We start from the raw sequence: 16,928 nt of genomic DNA on the forward strand, positions 1-16,928 counted from the left end.
GCGGCTGCGCCTTACCCGGCCTACGTGTTCGGTAGGTCGGATAAGCGTCAGCGCCACCCGATGCCAAAAAGAGCGCACAAAGCGCCATAACGTTTCTCAGAAGTCATCAATACTTATCCCTTAAGCATGTGAGCAATCCCGACAGTGTTATCAAGGAGAAAGTAATGACAACGGTACGCCATGAGAAAGACTCTATGGGTGCAATCGAGGTTCCAGGCGACAAGCTATGGGGCGCGCAAACCCAGCGTTCGCTGGAACATTTCCGTATTTCGACTGAAAAAATGCCCGTCTCGCTGATTCAGGCGCTGGCGCTGACCAAACGCGCCGCCGCGAAAGTAAACCAGGATCTGGGCCTGCTGGCGGCAGACAAGGCCACCGCCATCATTAATGCTGCCGACGAAGTGCTGGCGGGTAAGCATCCCGACGAATTCCCCCTCGCCATCTGGCAGACCGGTTCCGGTACCCAGAGCAATATGAACATGAACGAAGTGCTGGCGAACCGGGCCAGCGAGCTGCTGGGCGGCGTGCGCGGCATGGAGCGCAAGGTTCACCCGAACGATGACGTGAACAAAAGCCAGAGCTCTAACGACGTCTTCCCGACGGCGATGCACGTGGCGGCGGTGATCGCTGTCCGCGAGCAGCTTATCCCCCAGCTCAACGTGCTCAAATCCACGCTCAACGAGAAGGCGCAGGCCTTCCGCGATATCGTTAAAATTGGCCGTACGCACCTGCAGGACGCCACGCCGCTGACGCTCGGGCAGGAGATTTCCGGCTGGGTGGCAATGCTGGAACATAACCTGAAGCATATTGAGTACAGCCTGCCGCACCTGGCGGAGCTGGCGCTCGGCGGTACGGCGGTCGGTACCGGGTTAAATACCCACCCTGAATACGCGGTGCGCGTGGCGGAGGAGCTTGCAGCCATCACCGGGCAGCCGTTTGTTACCGCACCCAATAAGTTCGAAGCCCTGGCGACCTGCGATGCGCTGGTTCATACCCACGGCGCGCTGAAAGGGCTGGCAGCATCATTAATGAAAATCGCCAACGACGTGCGCTGGCTGGCCTCCGGTCCACGCTGCGGTATCGGTGAAATCAGCATTCCGGAAAACGAGCCGGGCAGCTCTATCATGCCGGGTAAGGTTAACCCGACCCAGTGCGAAGCCATGACCATGCTCTGCTGCCAGGTGATGGGCAACGACGTGGCCGTCAACATGGGCGGGGCATCCGGCAACTTCGAGCTGAACGTCTATCGCCCGATGGTGATCCACAACGTTCTGCAATCGATTCGTCTGCTGGCGGACGGGATGGAGAGCTTTAACGAGCACTGTGCGGTGGGCATTGAGCCAAACCGCGAGCGCATCAGTCAGCTGTTGAATGAGTCATTAATGCTGGTGACCGCACTCAATACCCATATCGGCTACGACAAGGCCGCCGAGATTGCCAAGAAAGCGCATAAAGAGGGGCTAACGCTGAAAGCCTCCGCCCTGGCGCTGGGCTATCTGACTGAGGTAGAGTTTGACGCCTGGGTACGCCCGGAAGCGATGGTCGGCAGTCTGCAATAATCATCCCGCCACGTACAGGTGCAGCCGCGGAATAATCAGCTGTAGCGGTTGCGCCTGAGGTCTGTAACGGTGCTGAACATTTTCAGCATCGTAATTCAACAGCTCGCCAATATCCGGCACGATGGCTCCCTTATCGGCATCATAAAGCGCAATCAGCGGCGTCGGGCAGGCGTATTGCACCTGTTTTTGCTGGCCGGAATACCAGACGCGGGCGATGGGCTGAACCTTCACCGGGCGCTTGATCTTGAGCCGCGTATCCGCCGGCAGTGAAGCGATGCTGTGATATTCCTGCTCAAGGCGCTCGATCCACTGCTCACGCGACCACGGTGCGACGGTGCGCGGCGCCTTCAGGCTTTTTTCCAGCAGCGCCAGAACCTCATCCCGGGTGAAGTTTTTAATGATGTGCTTGTTCGCCCAGCCGAAGCGCAGCGTGGCGGGGTGGTGCAGTACCGTCAGCGTGCGGTAGGCATTCAGGGTAATCAGCCCCGGAAGCTGGCGGTGCACCCACTCAAACCGGGCGGCAGGGGCCAGGCCCGACTCTTCGGTGACGATCTTTTCAAACGTCGCTTTCAGGGCGTTGATGTGGGCAATCTGGTTTTCCAGCGCCTCGCGCGCTGCGGCATCGGTTTGCAGGCAGATCACGCCAGGCAGGCGCACGGCCGCCTTGCTGCTGCGCTGTTCTGACTGCTGCTGGATAAAGAGATGGCGATAGTGTTTCATCGCAAGCTCTAGTGCGGCGCTACCAATATGCTGTTTCACCTCGATGGTATCCAGCGGATCGTGCTCGGCCCCTTTGACCACGTCGGGCAGGGTAAAGACGCGCGCGGCCAGCAGGCGGCAGGTCTGCAAACGTTCGGTCAGGGTAAGTAGCTCGTGCTCTATTTCGCGAAAGGTGCTGTTCAGCCTTTCGATGAGATCGTAGGTTGCCATAAACACTCTCATTAGTTACAACATACTTATCATATAGCACAGCACGCTGGGTCAGGCCAGCGTGCGGTTTAGGTCAGGCAGAAACGGGAAGGGCGATGTTATGGTATACCGGCCAGCTAAAACAGAAGCGCGCGCCGCCAAGCTCGCTCTCCTCGCAATGCACCGTGCCGCCCATTGCCTGCGCGATAGAGTAGACAATCGCCAGACCCAGGCCACATCCTCCGGTGGCGCGGTCGCGGCTCGGATCGAGGCGAACAAACGGTTCAAACACGGTTTCGCGGGCTTCCGGGGCAATCCCCGGTCCGTCATCCTCAACCGTCAGGCTGGCCTGGTTGCCCTGCAAATCCAGGCCAATCTGGAGCGTACTTTCGCTGTAGCGCATGGCATTGTTGATCAGATTATCCAGCACGCGCTCCATCAGGCGCATATCGAGCGCGCCGTAATCGCCCGGCGTGACGCGGGTCAACAGCGTGCGCTGCGGGTTCACGCTCTGGACATCATCAATGTGGGTTTGCAGCCAGTCAGGCAGGTCCGGCGTGCTGAGGTTAAGTTCGTTCTGCGGACGATCGAGACGCGCGTAGGTCAGCAGCTCCTCGATCAGCGCTTCAAGCTGACCAATATCGCGGTTAAGGGCCTGAGACTCCGCTTCCGTCAGATTCTCGCTCATCTCCAGACGATAGCGCAGGCGAACCAGCGGGGTACGCAGCTCGTGCGCAATCCCGTCAATGAGTTGCTTCTTGCTGGCGATAAGGGCATTGATATTATCGGCCATCTGGTTAAAGGCCACGCCCAGACGTTCAAAGCTGGAGCCGCTGTCGAAGTGAATACGCTCGGTAAAATGCCCCTCGCCAAAACGCTGCGCGGCGGATTCGAGCTTCAGCATGTCCTGCCAGTGCGGACGCATCCAGATAAAGACCGGAAACGCGAGCGAAATGGCGATAAAGGCCATCAGCGCCATGTCCAGAAGACGCATCTGATGCAAATAATAGAGATAGGGCACCGGCCCGACGGCCAGCACGTAGTGGCTGCGCGGAATTCGCTGGATAAAGGTATATTTCTCATCCAGCGCGATGATGTCCCCATCGCGCAGACGCTGCATGGCGGGCGGATCCAGCACGAAATCTTTCAACGGCTCGATGCGTAAATCGAACGACAGGTTCAGATCCAGCTCTTTCAGGGTTTTAGCCCAGTCGTGGGGTGGGATCTCTCTCAGCTCGCTGCGCATCAGATACAGCGAGCTTTTCATCAGGTCATCCAGAGACTGCCTGCCCGCACGTTCGGCGGTAAATTTATACACCAGCCCGACCAGCATGGTCATGACCAGGAAGCAGACAAACAGCAAAAGATAAAACTGCACAAACAGCTTTTTCATTAAATATCACCGGGAAATCAAGTAATTAACTACTTTGTTTTTACCTTCAGGGGCACTATAGGGGCATTTGCATATCCGCCAAAGCGCTGATTCAAAAATGATACCTGATCGCTATCGAGAGCATTTATCCACGCAGAGTATACATGGAAGACCATCTCTGCATTCTCATGACCCATCTGATTCGCTATAAAAGCAGGATTAGCACCTGCCGACAACATCCAGCATGCGTATGTATGACGCAGCTGATAGGGGCGTCTGCGGCGAATTCTCGATCGTCTTACCGTAATATCCCATAATGACACAATTGAACTGACTGAATAGTACGCAGCTTGCTTGCCTTTCTGAGGTCGAGGCATAAACACAAAGTGCAGCTTTTGCGTTTCCGTTTTACCGAACTCCCGGTGGTGAAAAGTGATTGGTACCTTAGGGGCACTTCCCGTTAGCTCCTTTTGAGCTCGCAAAGCCTCCAGAGCCGGCTCCAGTAACTTTATCGTCCGGTATCCAGCTTCGGTTTTGGGTGGTCCAAACAAACCTTCCTGAGTTAGATTGCGTGAAATCGTAGCTTCACCGGAATTAAGATCGATATCTTCCCAGGCAAGAGCGCAAAGCTCCCCGGGCCGAACGCCAGTGTAAGCAAAAAATTGCCACATGTTTTTCTGCTGAGCCGGAGCAGTCTCTTTCAACTGCTCAAACTCATGTCTCAGAAGCGGATCTGGTTTTGTTTGCCCTTTGCGAAGCCTTTTTATCCCGACATATGGTTGATATGAAATGACTTTATTTTTAACCGCATAGTCGAGGATTTGTCGCAGGATGGCCAGATAATAATCTACTGTTCTAACGGCGCGGCCGGTTTTATTTCTTCTCTTTTCGGGAGCATAGTTAGTCTCGCCAGTCAGTAATTCCTTTCTCCAGCCCAGAATGTCGCTGTTGGTGATGGATGCAACCAGCGTTTCAGGGCCAATTAGTTTTGTTAACGTTCTTACAGCTATCCCATAGCTTCTTGTGGCATTGGGGGAGAGATCGATTTTATGGTTTTCATACCATGTGGATGCAAGTTCGGCGAACGTCGTAATATTTTTAGATGCATAAAACTTTGCTGCTACCTTTGACTCCGGAAACACGCCCCGGTAGTCAAAAGTGCCCAGTTGAATCTCGCTAACAATTTTGGCCCTTAGATTCCCGGCTTTTTTGAGATTCGAAGCATTTACGATCCATCCTTTCAATGTTTCTCGACATCTAACGCCCTGAAACTTGAAACTTATTCGTATCTTATTGTTGTGGATCTCAACACCCGTTGGCATTGCAGCCATTATGCCTCCTTCACAAACCTGTTAATGTTTGGGATGTTGTACCAGACAAGTCCTCGCTCTTCGGAGCTGCTTCCATCCAATGGGATTCTCTTAAAATGAACACCTTCTACCCAGGAGGTTTGGCGATAGCTTTTAATCTGACGATCTGTAAGGCCTGTCTTCTCTTTTAGTTTTGAAGCAACGCCCCATTCTGAATCGTAAATTACCTGCGACATGGTTCACCTCAGGTAACCGGCATGAGTATAGATATGCCGGTCTTTAGTCATTGATATTTCAGTTTCAGTTTGCCTGGCCGGGCAGGGAACGCAGTCGGCGCATGCCGGTCATTGCTGTAGCCACGTAGCTTGCCTTGCAGTTGACCACTTCAACCCAAACCTTCACGCCTTCCACTCTCACCGTATAGGTCTCTTTCATCTTGCTACGCCCATAGTCACCATATCTTTGCTGGTGGGCTGCGAGTGCGATTTCACATGCCTGGCGAGCCAAAGGGGATTGCTTACTGCCTCGATTAATCAGTCGCATTTCTTCTCCTTGAGGGAGGGTTTCCCCTCCCGATCTCGTTAGTCCACGTATTCCGGTTTCATATCCGCTAGGGTGATGCTGAACTGACCATGCAGTTCGTCGCCCAGATGGCGTTTCGACGATGCAAGAACGCGCTCTACCTCTGCGAACCGCGCAGCTGCATCAGGTTCATCTGAAGGTGGCAAGGAATTAATGGCTGCTTCGACTTTGTTCCGTGCATCAACCAGGTAATAACGCTTCACGGCCTTGTTTTTCAGTTCAGTGAACAGAGCAGAACCCAGCGTTGCTTTCACGGTTTCAATATCTGCGCGCAGAGCTTTAGCGCTATCCACATCCTGAGCCGCCTCGATGCGGTCACGAAAATCATCAGCAAGTGCATCGATGTTTTGAGCTGATTCCTGAGCCGTTTGAGTGGTAGTGACATTGTCACCTGAAATGTCTGCAAGGCTAACGTGCTGCGCCGGTGCAGGGTTTACCTCTCGTTCTTCACGTCGATCATCGAGCTCATCAGGGGTGTAAACGCCCAGAATCAAATCCGGGCAGAACAGTCTCGCCCAGCGTTTGACGGCCAGGTATGCCAGCTGCTGGCGGGGGTCGTCAGCCCAAAGGGTAGAGTTTCGGGTTCGGGCCTGAGCCAGCAGCAAATCGAGTTCCCTTGGCTGATCTTCTCCTTTCAGGGTTGCGCGGATAATAATGCCGATCCCGGCTTCGTCAGCCAGGGTCCAGCCTGGGACGCGGTACTCGCCTTTGTCGCCTTTACGGATATGGAATTTCCCAACAACCTTTTCCCATGGCCCGTACCACTCATATTCAAAACGGCTGGCCAGCACGCCGCTGCGTGAAATGACGGCATTAACCAGCTGAGCTTCATACCCGAGCACACCGTTAATCAGGTGCGTCTTCTGCGCCACGGCAAAGGGATTCATCTGCCACTGTGCCGCTTGCATCGCAACAGCCATGCAGTCGGCCTGATTGCCCTGCAGGTGTTTAGGAACGGTGGCAGTGCCCTGCGCCATAATCTGTGCGAACGTGCTGATGGCATTCAGATATTGGGAATCGAACAAAGCCACGTTGGAGTTAATAACGGTGTTCTGGTCAGCAACGGTAACGTTAGTGTTATGCATAAATCCCCCTTAAGCCTGAGCGCGCAGCGCTTCGAGGCGGCGCAGGTCGAAGTCGTTCAGTTCATCGGTGTAATCGGTAGTGATCGGCGCTGGCCATTCGCCTGTGTCGAAGCCGGTTGCGATGGCGCGCATCGTTTTGCGGTACTCCAGCATGCCCAGTTCCAGCAGTTCGGTGGAGGCCTCAATGATGGCGATCCAGTGGTAGTTCTCGTCTTTGTTGACGAAAATCCAGAAGAACTGGTCCAGCGCCGCGGTCTCGCAATACATAGCCGCGCTGAGGTGATAGTCACGGTCAACGATTTCCCGGTGCAGCCTGGCGCGCAGGTTTTCCTGCTTAACGTTCCACATGCTGATAGTTTTCAAGTCAGCACCAATACGCACGCCGTCCAGTTCAATCTCGAGGTCAGGGCGTACACGCACTTCTAATCCGGTTTCGTCGTCGAAACCGAAATAGCTCACTTCAACGGCGCGGCTTGGATGTGTTAGCAGCATGCCCGCGGTCGGGTGCGCCAGTAGTGCGGACTGAATTGCTCGCGCGGTGGCCAACTGCTGGCGGGTAACCAAAATCTTTTCGCCAGGGTTGTCGCGCCAGGCATCCAGCAATTCGTCGGCGAACATGGCATCGGGCTTAACTGATTTAACTGCCTGGATCATGTCTGCTTTAGTACCAGACACTTTCAGCGGTGTAGGTTTCTGCGCTTCTTGTGCCACCAAATCAGGATTGATGATCGCTAATTGTTCGAGCAGCGCGTCGCGGCTACCGTTTGTTTTCACCTGCGGCGGCAGGGTAGCGTTGTACTCTTTGATGCATGCCTTCATTGCCGTTGCTGTCTGCTTCTGGCCTTCTTCAATACGCTGGAACTCAGCAGGGAGAACCATATAGCTTTGAGCCGTTTCTTCCAGGCTGCCGCCAAGCGGCACTTGAGCGGGAAGGGATGCGTTATGTTCTTCAAGCAACGCTTTAATCTCGTCGGCGCTCAGCAGCGCCGGCAGGCTGGCGTTGTACGCTTCGATGAACTCGCGCAGAGTTGCTGTGGTGGTGAAAGCACCCTCCGGGATCTCAGGTTCTACGCTGAATTCTGCTTCGAGGTTTTCCGGCTGCAGTGCAAGGGCGTGCACCAGATTTCCCATGTCCAGCACTTTGGATGCTGTGCGCGGGATAGTTTTAGCCACATGGCGCGCGTTGAAGTACATCAGGCTGACGCGGGCATCTTTCACCTGGGTTGAGCTAATACCGTTTGCTGCGTGATAAACATCATTCGGCAGACCTTCATAGCGGCCAGGCTCGAAGTAAGCCGGATATTCGATTACGGGCTCTGACTGCTGATCTTCCGGCGCTAGGGAATCTGTCTGCGTATTAGCTGCATCAGTGCTTTCGCTTGGTGGTACCGAACCAACATCTTCGTCTTTCTCTGGCTTAGCCGTTTCCATCTGCACATCGCTGGTGGTCTCCGCTGTGTATTTCGTGTTTTCGACTTCATTTGAGGAGGTATTGACGACCGGTTCGGTATTTCCACCAATCAGGCCATCGATGGAGAACACGCCACTGCCGAGATTTTCAACCTGTGGTTGTTCAACTGAAGCTTCAGTCTCAACTGCAGGAGTAGGCAACGGCAGTAGCTCCACAGCAGAGGTAAATTCAGCCGTCATGGTTTTACTCACAAACTCACGATGAGCCGCTGGCGTGTGGTGGATGTTCTCTGGTGCGATACGGATCAGATTGAAGATTGCCGCACGGTTCACCGCCAGTATGCCGGGCTGATTACGCAGGATGGCGCTCCATGATTTCCATGGTTCTTCTTTCTTCGCCACGATTTCTTTGGCACGTCGTAACACGCTCGAAGGAATTTCGAAGTGGTGGAAGTCCATAGGCAGTAGGGCGCATGCGATCTCAAGATCGAGGGTGTCCAGAGTGTGATGCGCGCCTTCGCCGCGATCCGTTACATAGCCACCGTCTGCGTTGGTCCCAGAATCAGTGCGCTGAACATTACTGATGCGATTACCGGCAGCCCATTCGCGCGCCAGAATGCCACGGTCAATGTAATCAGTCGCAGCCCATATTCGGGTAAAACGAAGTACCAGAGCGAGTTCGTGACGCTTCTCCTGACTGAACACCTTGCGAATGGCGTCGGTATAGCGCCAAAGGTCTTTGGTATCGTAACCCTTAACCTCTTCGCAGTTTTCTGCCGCCAGGAGCAGGTTCTGGACATAGCTGTTGTCAGTGTCCATTTCCAGCGCACTGATACTTTCGTATTCTTCGCGGGTTAAGTGGTGGCGCAGTTCGTTGGCGGTGAACTGGGCGAGTAGCTGCTTCCGGAACGGCATACGAACGACTGGATAACGAGTGGTTTCGTCATCATTCTCGTCAATCTGAATACCGTTTCCGGGTTCTGGAACCTGGGCAGTTTCAACGTCTTTGAGGCAGGTGTTTTCTGATTTGAGAAGAGTTAGCTTTCCACTTCTCCACTCTTCAACTAACTGATTGCGTTCGCCAGCGTCTGCTCTCGCCCAGTCAGCCATGAATGCAGCGATAATTTCAGTTTCGTGCGCTTCATCTGGCGCGAAGACCTGCTTTATCGCCTGAACCAGTTTCCACTCAGCGTTCAGGCTGAGCTCGGCAATTTCAGGGATGTCGTTCTTCGCCAGCAGCAGGTTCTGGAGATAAGTGTTGCCTTCATCCAGTGACATTTCGCTGGCAGCCAGTTGCTGCTCTTTAGTGATGTGTGACTGGAATTTGTCGCTGGTCAGGTGGACGGCAAAACGGACCGCTGAAGTGCGGTTTTCAAGCGGGACACTCTCGACGGTAGTTTCGACTTTAACAGTCGTTTCCGGTGCAGCAGTGTTGTCCACGGCTCCAGTTGACTCAGCACCTGCCTTTGGCAGCCAGGTGCGACCATCGTCCTGGAGGGCGTAGCGTTTGCACCAGGTGTAATCCACGGTGCTTTCTTCAGGCAGATCGTTGTAAACAGGGAAATCGGTGCGAACCGGTTTTGAGTAATCCTTACCGCGGCCGGTTTCAATACCAGCATCTTCCAGCTCGACATCGAGCTGCAGGTTGGCACGGGCTTCTGATTTAGCAGTGAACCAAATCACTGCGTCTTCTTTGCCAGATTTCTGCGTAGCCTTAACTACATAGAAAAATTCCATGTGAGATCCTCTTTTTTGGATGTAAGATCCCCGGGCCAGAGATAGCGCCCATTGGGTGAACTTTGGTTTTTTAAGTAGTTTTCCGGTGTAACTTTGGTCGGGAGCACCGGACGTACGGGCCGCCTTGCGCGGCTTTTACGTTATGCCTCGTGGGCCATCTGGTCGTACGAAGCACAACGTTCAGAGCAGTATTCTTTTTCTTTACGCGCCAGCTGTGCGCCGTTGCGATAGAGAAGGGTACTTTTGACTACTTTCTCCGGTTCAACCGGCTTGCCGCAGTACCCGCATTTCTTTGAGTTACACATCTGGATCCCCCTTTTGCGCCAGCAGGTAGCACAAGCGGCGAAGAATCACCTCGAAGAAGTTCAGTTTTACGGCTTGCTGCCGTCCTGGTTTGCGCGCGAAATCAATCATTCTCACCCTCGTTTGCCTTATCGCCGGCCAGCGGAACGTTTACACCTGATGCGCGTTAATCTCTCCACCTCATCCGACTATTCGTATGCCATCGGCGGCTACTTCGTGGGCGTCCTGCCTTGGTGGTTTGTAGTGCGTCTTGGTGACATTGATTAAATCACTGGTTTACAATTGTGTCAATCACAAGTTTGTCATGGGTGTAAATCTACAGTTTACATTTCGATTTTTGTGAAGATAACGATATGAGGAAGGCAAAAGATATTGAGCTCAGGAGGGAGGAAATGAGGGATGGATTTTGCTTAGCGGTTCAGGGTAAAAAAAACCCGGCCTGGGCCGGGTTAGTAAATTATGCAGTGAGAATAAGAATACGGTCGGCTAACTTGTCGAACTGATAAGCAAATTGGTCACGGCTTTCCCGCATGGTGTTTAATGCATGACCAAATTGACCTGCTTCGGCAATTTGTTGATTCGTTAACGAGAACACAGGTGTTGATAAACGTTGGCTAATAGCTATCAACGAGTTGAAGTCAGAAATATGGGCCAGATTATAGGCCGCTAATTCTGATTCAGTCTGAGTTAACGCCTCTTGTACTTTCTCTCTTGGCATAACACAGTTTAATTCTGTTAACTGAGGAACCAAAATGTTATCCACGGCTTGGCTAATGTTATCAATCCATTTCTCAAAGGATTTCGCTGGAGATCCGTTACGAGGTCGATATCTTTGCTGGATCGTCCCTAAGAATTTAGGACTGTTTCCAATCGACCTGGCTGCACTTGCATGCGATTCATTTTGTTCTTTGAAATTACGGATTTCACGATACCATTTCAGTATATTAGTTGAAAGTGAACTTACAGCTTGCCAGCAGAAGAAGTCCGGAGCAGTAGGGACAATAAAGTAATCACTAGACATAAGCATTACTTCATTTAAACCGCCAACATTCGGGCTAAGGTCGTACAAAATATAATCAACTTCATTATGCGCAGCTACAAGTTGCAACAGTTTAGGAAGGTTGCCAGGAATATTTCTTGTTGCAGGGATACCTGCAGCGATTTTAAGGGAAACACTGATTTGCGAGTCAAGATCCGAGACGCTTAAATGCCCCGGTAAAAGGAAAAGATTATCATTTAATGTTGGAGTTAGCTTTCCTTTATCTTGGGAAAGATAAGTCTCCGGTTGACCACCATTTATGAGGTAATCGACAATTGGTCCCATCGTCAAGTTTTCACGACTCTCGTAAAAGCTTTCAAGGCCTTCGTCCATTTTCTCAAAACCCAGAACCATTCCACTTAGGTTGCACTGAGAATCCAAATCAACCATTAAGACTTTCTTGCCTTTGCTTGCAATGCTCCATCCTAGATTGAAGGTTGTAGTCGTTTTACTTACTCCACCCTTGTGGTTGAAAAAACAAATTGACTTAGGCAAAGTCACATCTCCAGAAGTACGCTGTGTAGCCATAATTAGTTCCTTAATTATATCACTAAACAATCTATTTTTCAGATGAAGCGATTCACTGCTTGGAATATCTCGACAACGTTGAAAGCAATGACATTCAAGTGTTTGTTTGTTTTGGAGTAATCAGTGACATCTACATAGAAGGTTGTTAATCACTCTCCATTATTTCTTAAACGGCCTTTCATATACTTCTCATACAATTCATCAAGTTCTTTAAGACGAAGCGCAAAGATGCGAAGCATATTTTGCTTTTCTTCTTCAGGCAGTTGGCGATAGAGCTCAAGCAATCGTTGTTCGTCAGGTTTGATGCCATTTTTTTCGCCGACGTCCTCACCGAGAAGCCAGGCAACCGATACTCCTACTGAATCTGCAATAGCAAGTGCGGATTTCTTACTAATTACGCCTTTTTTGAACCAGCCGTTAACGGCCTGAGGAGTGACTCCGGCTATGCGCGCCATATCTGCTTTGGTGATGCCTCGGTTAGTGATTTCTGTGAGGCGATCCACCAATACTAAGTTGGGTTCTTCTTTTCTCATATCGGCATTGTAAATATTTGGTTTATACATGCAATACACTCCGGGTTTGCATTGAGTGTAAATCTGTGGTTTACTCTGGCTTTTATTATGAAGGTAAAGAAAATGTCCGCACTTGATAAAGCAATTAGAGCTGCTGGGTCTGCCAGGAAACTAAGCACTGCACTTGGAGTAACAAGTATGTCCGTAAGCCATTGGAAGAATCGTGATCACGGGGTGGTACCCCCGCATTTCATTTTTCCCATTTTCAAAATGACAGGCGTAACTCCGCATGAACTACGCCCAGATCTCTACCCAAACCCAACAGACGGTTTACCTAAACAGGAGCCTTAACTATGCAAACTGTTTCATTTCAACAGAGTAGCAGAGCTTCCTCTAATCCCCTGATATTCCAGTGTCATCAAAGCGAATCGGCAGCGCAGGATATTGATCATCGCGATATTTGTTCTGCAGTCCGGGCGTGGGCAGCGGCAGAAGGGCGCGTAGCTGTTGCGCTTCAAATCCAAGAAGCGGCGGAAGAACTCCAACTTGATGGCGTGGATGTGTCTGGCCAGGCAGATGTCTGGAACGTGAAGCTGTTCCGCTGGCTCGACAACAAAGAAGAGTCCGCATCGTACCGAAAGAACGTCGAACAGCTGGTGCCCGCGATCATGTCTGTATTGCCGCTTCGATACCGCGACCGTGTCGTAAAGAACGACTCGTTTGCTTACCGAATGGCCCGGCTGGAAAAAGAGGTAAGTGAGGCGAAGCAAGCTCTGATGCTCGATGCACCGAAGAAGGAAAAACTGAAGGAGTTAGGCGAGGGGATTTTCGAAATGTTCAGGATCGATCCGGACCTTACGGCGCCGCTGCTGGCGATGGTCACAACCATGCTGGGGGCAATGTGAAGACTTCAGAAAAGGCGAAAGCCGCGGTGCTCAAACACCAACGGCTTTCAGGTGCAAAAACGGAGTGTAATTGCGGAGCTAAGTATGTCAAACACAGCTGAAATTATCAATTTCCCCCACAGAACTGAACAACCGGGAGGTCGTATGGCCGACCTGTCGAACGGGTATACCAAGGTCGCTAACGAGATCCAACAGCTCAAGCCTCGTCTGAGAATGTCAGGACGGGAGTGGCAGTGTTTTGAGGCGGTGATTTGGCTTACCTACGGCTGGAACAAGAAACAGGACCGCGTTACGAACACGGTGATCGCTGAGCTTACAGGGTTGAGTGATTCGCATGTTTCTGATGTGCTCAAATCACTCGCCGAACGCAAAATTATTTTCAGTCAGAAGCAGGGTGTGATGAAAACGGTCGGTATAAATACTGACCTTTCCGCCTGGATTTTAGACAAACCGAAAACGGGAAAAGTCTTCCCGAAATCGGGAAAAGTGTTACCGAAAACGGGAAAAACCTTCCCGGAAACGGTAGACACCCAAGACTATAACAAGAACAATATTAAAATATCCTCGTCTCGGAATTCTGACGAATCCCGAAACCAGAGAACTGAAAAGTTTCTCTCACGCCATCCAGAAGCTGCCGCCGGGATATACACCCCGGCAGGTAAATCATGGGGCTCCGCTGACGACCTCAAGGCCGCACGCTGGATTTACGACAGGCTTCTCACCGTCAACGCATCTCTATCCGAACCCAACTGGGCTGAATGGGCAAATACCATCAGGCTGATGCGTGTCCAGGACAAGCGCACGCACTACGAAATTTGTAACCTGTTCCAGTGGGCTAACCGGGACGAGTTCTGGAAAGACAACATCCTGAGCCCTTCGAGTCTGCGCAAGCAGTGGGATCAGCTCACCACCAAACGGCTGCGCGCAACCGGAACGGTAAAACCTACCCGGGGCGCCATCGACCTGCATAACACCGACTGGATTGACGGGGTGCTGGAATGAAAAACATAGCCGAGAGCATTCGGAATTTTGACCGGGAACAGGCCCGGCGTGTGGCACATGGAATGCCCGAACAGTACAGCGAACGTGAGCACACACTGCAGGTAGCGCAGATTATCAACGGGCTGTTTGTACAGTTGGCGGCTGCGTTTCCGGCAAGCCTGGTTAATCGCAGCCAGGAAGACGTGAACGAGATCCGCCGTCAGTGGGTGCTGGCCTTTAAAGAAAACGGGATCACCACCCTGGAACAGGTTGAAGCCGGCATGCGCATGGTGCGCCGTCAGGAGCGACCATTCCTGCCTTCGCCAGGCCAGTTCATCAAGTGGTGCAGGGAAGGGCACTGCGTGCTGGGGATCACCACTGCTGACGTTATGGCTGAGTACTGGAAGTGGCGCAAGCTGGTGTTTCGGTACCCGAGCAGTGAGCATTATCCGTGGCCGAAGCCAGTTTATTACCATATATGCCTCGAACTGCGGCGCCGGGGAACTGATGGGCAGTTGAGCCATAAAGAGCTCGAGCGTGAGGCTGGCGAGATTCTGGGTATGTGGGAAAAGCGGGTGCTGGCCGGGAAGCCAATCCCGCCTGTTCGGCGCGCGTTGGCCCCGCCAGTGGTTCAGAAGGGGCCAACGCCAGCGGAGCTTTTGAAGGCTAAATATGACCGGATGAAGGCTGGTGGGAGGGGGTAAGTGTGCCAGCAAAGATTCTGAAGACTCGTACCGCACACGAATGAGTTAAAGGCTTTATCTCCATCGAGTGTTATAACCGAGTAACAAGTCGCCTCCTCTGGCGACAAAGAGGTATCAAAATGAGATTAAGAATCACGAGAGCAATCGGCCTCAGCAAATTATCGCCACGTTGGGTTAAGACTATCTGTTTACGGCTAATTAAAAACGATATTGAGCGCTCCCTCAACGCTCTTCTGGCCACCATTGATGAAACTGAACTCTCTTCGGAGCAAGTCAAAGCATTGAGGGAATGCGTTGACAGAATCAACCTGGCAAGGGGAAAGGGGATGCAAGCGTGAGCGCTACTGCTATTGAGCCGAAAGAGATTTTTATACCACATGCTCATTGCTGAACACATAAAGCGTAGCTGAAGTGACTGATGCGCGGAGAAATAGTTGTCTAATAACTCAATCATATTAATCACTTTTCCCATGGGACCTTTTTTATCTTGAGGATTAGGCAGTACGAAATCCTAGCTTTGGCCGCTCTATTGGATCCTACACCTCTGAATTGCTAAGGACGGAATATGAACGGATGAAAGCTATCATGAGGTGCGAGTGGTGTTGAGAAAGGTCCACTGGACAATCATTTGAATAATTCTGTGAAAAAATCATTTGTATAAAGAGTCTTCTCCTTCTGGGCGCGTTTTGAACCTTCGATGCATCCACAGGTATTGCTCAGGGGCGCGGAGGATTTCACGCTCGATGATTTTATTCATATAAGCAGCTGCAGCGATATTATCGTCCTCAGGATATCCTAACAATGGATTACTGATATACATATGATAACCTTTTTTATCGCTCCGTCGAATCATGCTAAGTGTGATCAAATTTGCTCCAGCAAGTTTTGAAAGTGCGTACGTTCCGTTCGTTGTGGCTGCTTTTTTTACCGAGAAAAAGGGTGCGAAAACGCTGCCCTTAGGTCCGTAATCCTGATCTGGTGCAAACCACACAGCTTCACCGGCCTTGAGTGCATGAACTAAGCGAGATAAATTACGTCGATCAATCATAGCTTTATTTGAACGCATACGTCCTTTTGTCTGAACCCATTCCATCAATGGGTTGTTGTGCGGCCGATACGTTGCCATCATTGGATGGCATAACCCCATTACTCTTCCGCATAGTTCAAGGGACATGAAATGAATCCCGACAACCATTACCCCTCCGGTTGCGTTAGCCAAGTTTTCAATCCCTTCTACGTCAAACCACTTTTTGACTCTCACATCGTTCCAGAACCAGGCCATGCCAGTTTCCATCAGTCCCAGCCCGAGAGAAATAAAGTTATTATTTATCATCTGGCTTCGGGCAATCGGAGTCATATCTGGAAAACAGAGTTCAATATTCCTAATCGCTATACTTTCTCTACGTTTTAAAAAGGGCCTGGAGATTTTTCCAAGTCCGGAACCAAGAGAATATAAAACCGGATAAGGAAGTTTGACTATAACCCACAGAAGTGCCAAGCCAGCCCAGGAAAACCAGTGGCGGGGATGAAGTAATTTGTATGTAAATAGTTGTGACATAAATTTCCCTAAGCTAATGAAGGTTGTAATGCACATGGATAATTTGAAGAGTTTTTTTCAGTGGAACGTTTCATTTAGATAATTGAGTTTCTTCTGAATTCAGGGGGGCAGATTGCGTGTGGGAGAGGATGCCCACTAAATGGTTTAGTGAGGCGAAAAAATACTTTTTCTATAAGACTCAGTGGGTTGTTAATGATATTCGAGGAATTGCCTTCTGGATTCATCCTCCCCAACATACTCAAAAGATAGAAGACGAATTGGGATTAAGTTATAAAACCAATTGCAATCATTTCGTTGAATAACTTCGCCTGGCTTGAAACATCTCCCTGATGCTTCCCGAACAATTGCATATTTACCATTGCTAAATCTCACTCTGTGGATACAGAAATGTTGTCCGATCTGTCCATGACAGCTGTTCGAAAGAATATCTCCTT

At 51.1% G+C, this 16,928-nt stretch carries 16 protein-coding genes and 1 pseudogene; 5 read left to right on the forward strand and 12 right to left on the reverse strand.

Translation table 11 applies throughout. The annotated features are described in order from the left end of the window. The first annotated feature begins 164 nt into the window (after positions 1-164). Complete coding sequence (gene fumC, locus AC3WOK_RS03240; RefSeq protein ID WP_059312006.1) at positions 165-1,559, forward strand: class II fumarate hydratase; 1,395 nt, start codon at positions 165-167, stop codon at positions 1,557-1,559. Here the strand turns inward: fumC and tus are convergent, their stop codons facing one another. From tus to AC3WOK_RS03295, 11 genes and pseudogenes are all read right to left on the reverse strand, one after another. Continuing rightward, positions 1,560-2,489, reverse strand: a complete 930-nt coding sequence (gene tus / locus AC3WOK_RS03245; protein WP_059312005.1) for a DNA replication terminus site-binding protein — start codon at positions 2,487-2,489, stop codon at positions 1,560-1,562. A 73-nt stretch (positions 2,490-2,562) separates the two neighbouring features. Next, entirely contained in the window at positions 2,563-3,861 is a 1,299-nt protein-coding gene (gene rstB, locus AC3WOK_RS03250) for a two-component system sensor histidine kinase RstB (protein WP_492353918.1), read from the reverse strand. A 29-nt stretch (positions 3,862-3,890) separates the two neighbouring features. Then, positions 3,891-5,171, reverse strand: a complete 1,281-nt coding sequence (locus AC3WOK_RS03255) for an Arm DNA-binding domain-containing protein (protein ID WP_492353919.1) — start codon at positions 5,169-5,171, stop codon at positions 3,891-3,893. Next, positions 5,171-5,386 (reverse strand): excisionase family protein, encoded by a 216-nt coding sequence (gene xisR / locus AC3WOK_RS03260; protein WP_047647992.1) that lies wholly within the window; start codon positions 5,384-5,386, stop codon positions 5,171-5,173. The genes AC3WOK_RS03255 and xisR overlap by 1 nt, the downstream gene beginning before the upstream one ends. A 64-nt stretch (positions 5,387-5,450) precedes the next feature. Next, on the reverse strand, positions 5,451-5,693 hold the full coding sequence (locus AC3WOK_RS03265) for a DUF4060 family protein (protein ID WP_020882485.1): 243 nt from the start codon (positions 5,691-5,693) through the stop codon (positions 5,451-5,453). 38 nt (positions 5,694-5,731) lie between these two features. Further along, the gene (locus tag AC3WOK_RS03270; protein ID WP_492353920.1) at positions 5,732-6,817 is read right to left on the reverse strand and encodes a RecT family recombinase; all 1,086 of its coding nucleotides are present in this window, start codon (positions 6,815-6,817) and stop codon (positions 5,732-5,734) included. 9 nt (positions 6,818-6,826) lie between these two features. Continuing rightward, positions 6,827-9,964: a RecE family exodeoxyribonuclease gene (locus tag AC3WOK_RS03275; RefSeq protein WP_492353921.1), complete on the reverse strand. Its 3,138-nt coding sequence runs from the start codon at positions 9,962-9,964 to the stop codon at positions 6,827-6,829. 140 nt (positions 9,965-10,104) lie between these two features. After that, positions 10,105-10,269 carry a YdaE family protein gene (locus tag AC3WOK_RS03280; protein WP_252051917.1) on the reverse strand — a complete coding sequence of 55 codons (165 nt, stop codon included), beginning with the start codon at positions 10,267-10,269 and terminating at the stop codon, positions 10,105-10,107. After that, positions 10,262-10,417, reverse strand: a pseudogene (locus tag AC3WOK_RS03285) (hypothetical protein); the annotation flags it as partial. The gene AC3WOK_RS03280 and the pseudogene AC3WOK_RS03285, both read right to left, overlap by 8 nt. 307 nt (positions 10,418-10,724) lie before the next feature. After that, positions 10,725-11,834: a ParA family protein gene (locus tag AC3WOK_RS03290; RefSeq protein WP_070533033.1), complete on the reverse strand. Its 1,110-nt coding sequence runs from the start codon at positions 11,832-11,834 to the stop codon at positions 10,725-10,727. Between the two features lie 149 nt (positions 11,835-11,983). Then, positions 11,984-12,397 (reverse strand): helix-turn-helix domain-containing protein, encoded by a 414-nt coding sequence (locus AC3WOK_RS03295; RefSeq protein WP_040022230.1) that lies wholly within the window; start codon positions 12,395-12,397, stop codon positions 11,984-11,986. 72 nt (positions 12,398-12,469) lie between these two features. Here AC3WOK_RS03295 and AC3WOK_RS03300 point away from each other — a divergent pair, with 72 nt between their 5' ends. From AC3WOK_RS03300 to AC3WOK_RS03315, 4 genes are all read left to right on the forward strand, one after another. Beyond that, complete coding sequence (locus AC3WOK_RS03300) at positions 12,470-12,697, forward strand: transcriptional regulator (protein ID WP_084832179.1); 228 nt, start codon at positions 12,470-12,472, stop codon at positions 12,695-12,697. 2 nt (positions 12,698-12,699) lie between these two features. Next, on the forward strand, positions 12,700-13,251 hold the full coding sequence (locus tag AC3WOK_RS03305) for a toxin YdaT family protein (RefSeq protein WP_492353922.1): 552 nt from the start codon (positions 12,700-12,702) through the stop codon (positions 13,249-13,251). 84 nt (positions 13,252-13,335) lie between these two features. Then, entirely contained in the window at positions 13,336-14,253 is a 918-nt protein-coding gene (locus AC3WOK_RS03310) for a phage replication protein O (RefSeq protein WP_492353923.1), read from the forward strand. Continuing rightward, positions 14,250-14,936: a replication protein P gene (locus AC3WOK_RS03315; protein ID WP_492353924.1), complete on the forward strand. Its 687-nt coding sequence runs from the start codon at positions 14,250-14,252 to the stop codon at positions 14,934-14,936. Before AC3WOK_RS03310 ends, AC3WOK_RS03315 begins: the two co-directional genes overlap by 4 nt. Before the next feature lie 649 nt (positions 14,937-15,585). Here the strand turns inward: AC3WOK_RS03315 and lpxP are convergent. Further along, positions 15,586-16,494 carry a kdo(2)-lipid IV(A) palmitoleoyltransferase gene (lpxP, locus tag AC3WOK_RS03320; RefSeq protein ID WP_492353925.1) on the reverse strand — a complete coding sequence of 303 codons (909 nt, stop codon included), beginning with the start codon at positions 16,492-16,494 and terminating at the stop codon, positions 15,586-15,588. Positions 16,495-16,928: the final 434 nt, after the last annotated feature.

Source organism: Enterobacter sp. FW301-JW81, from assembly GCF_058788735.1.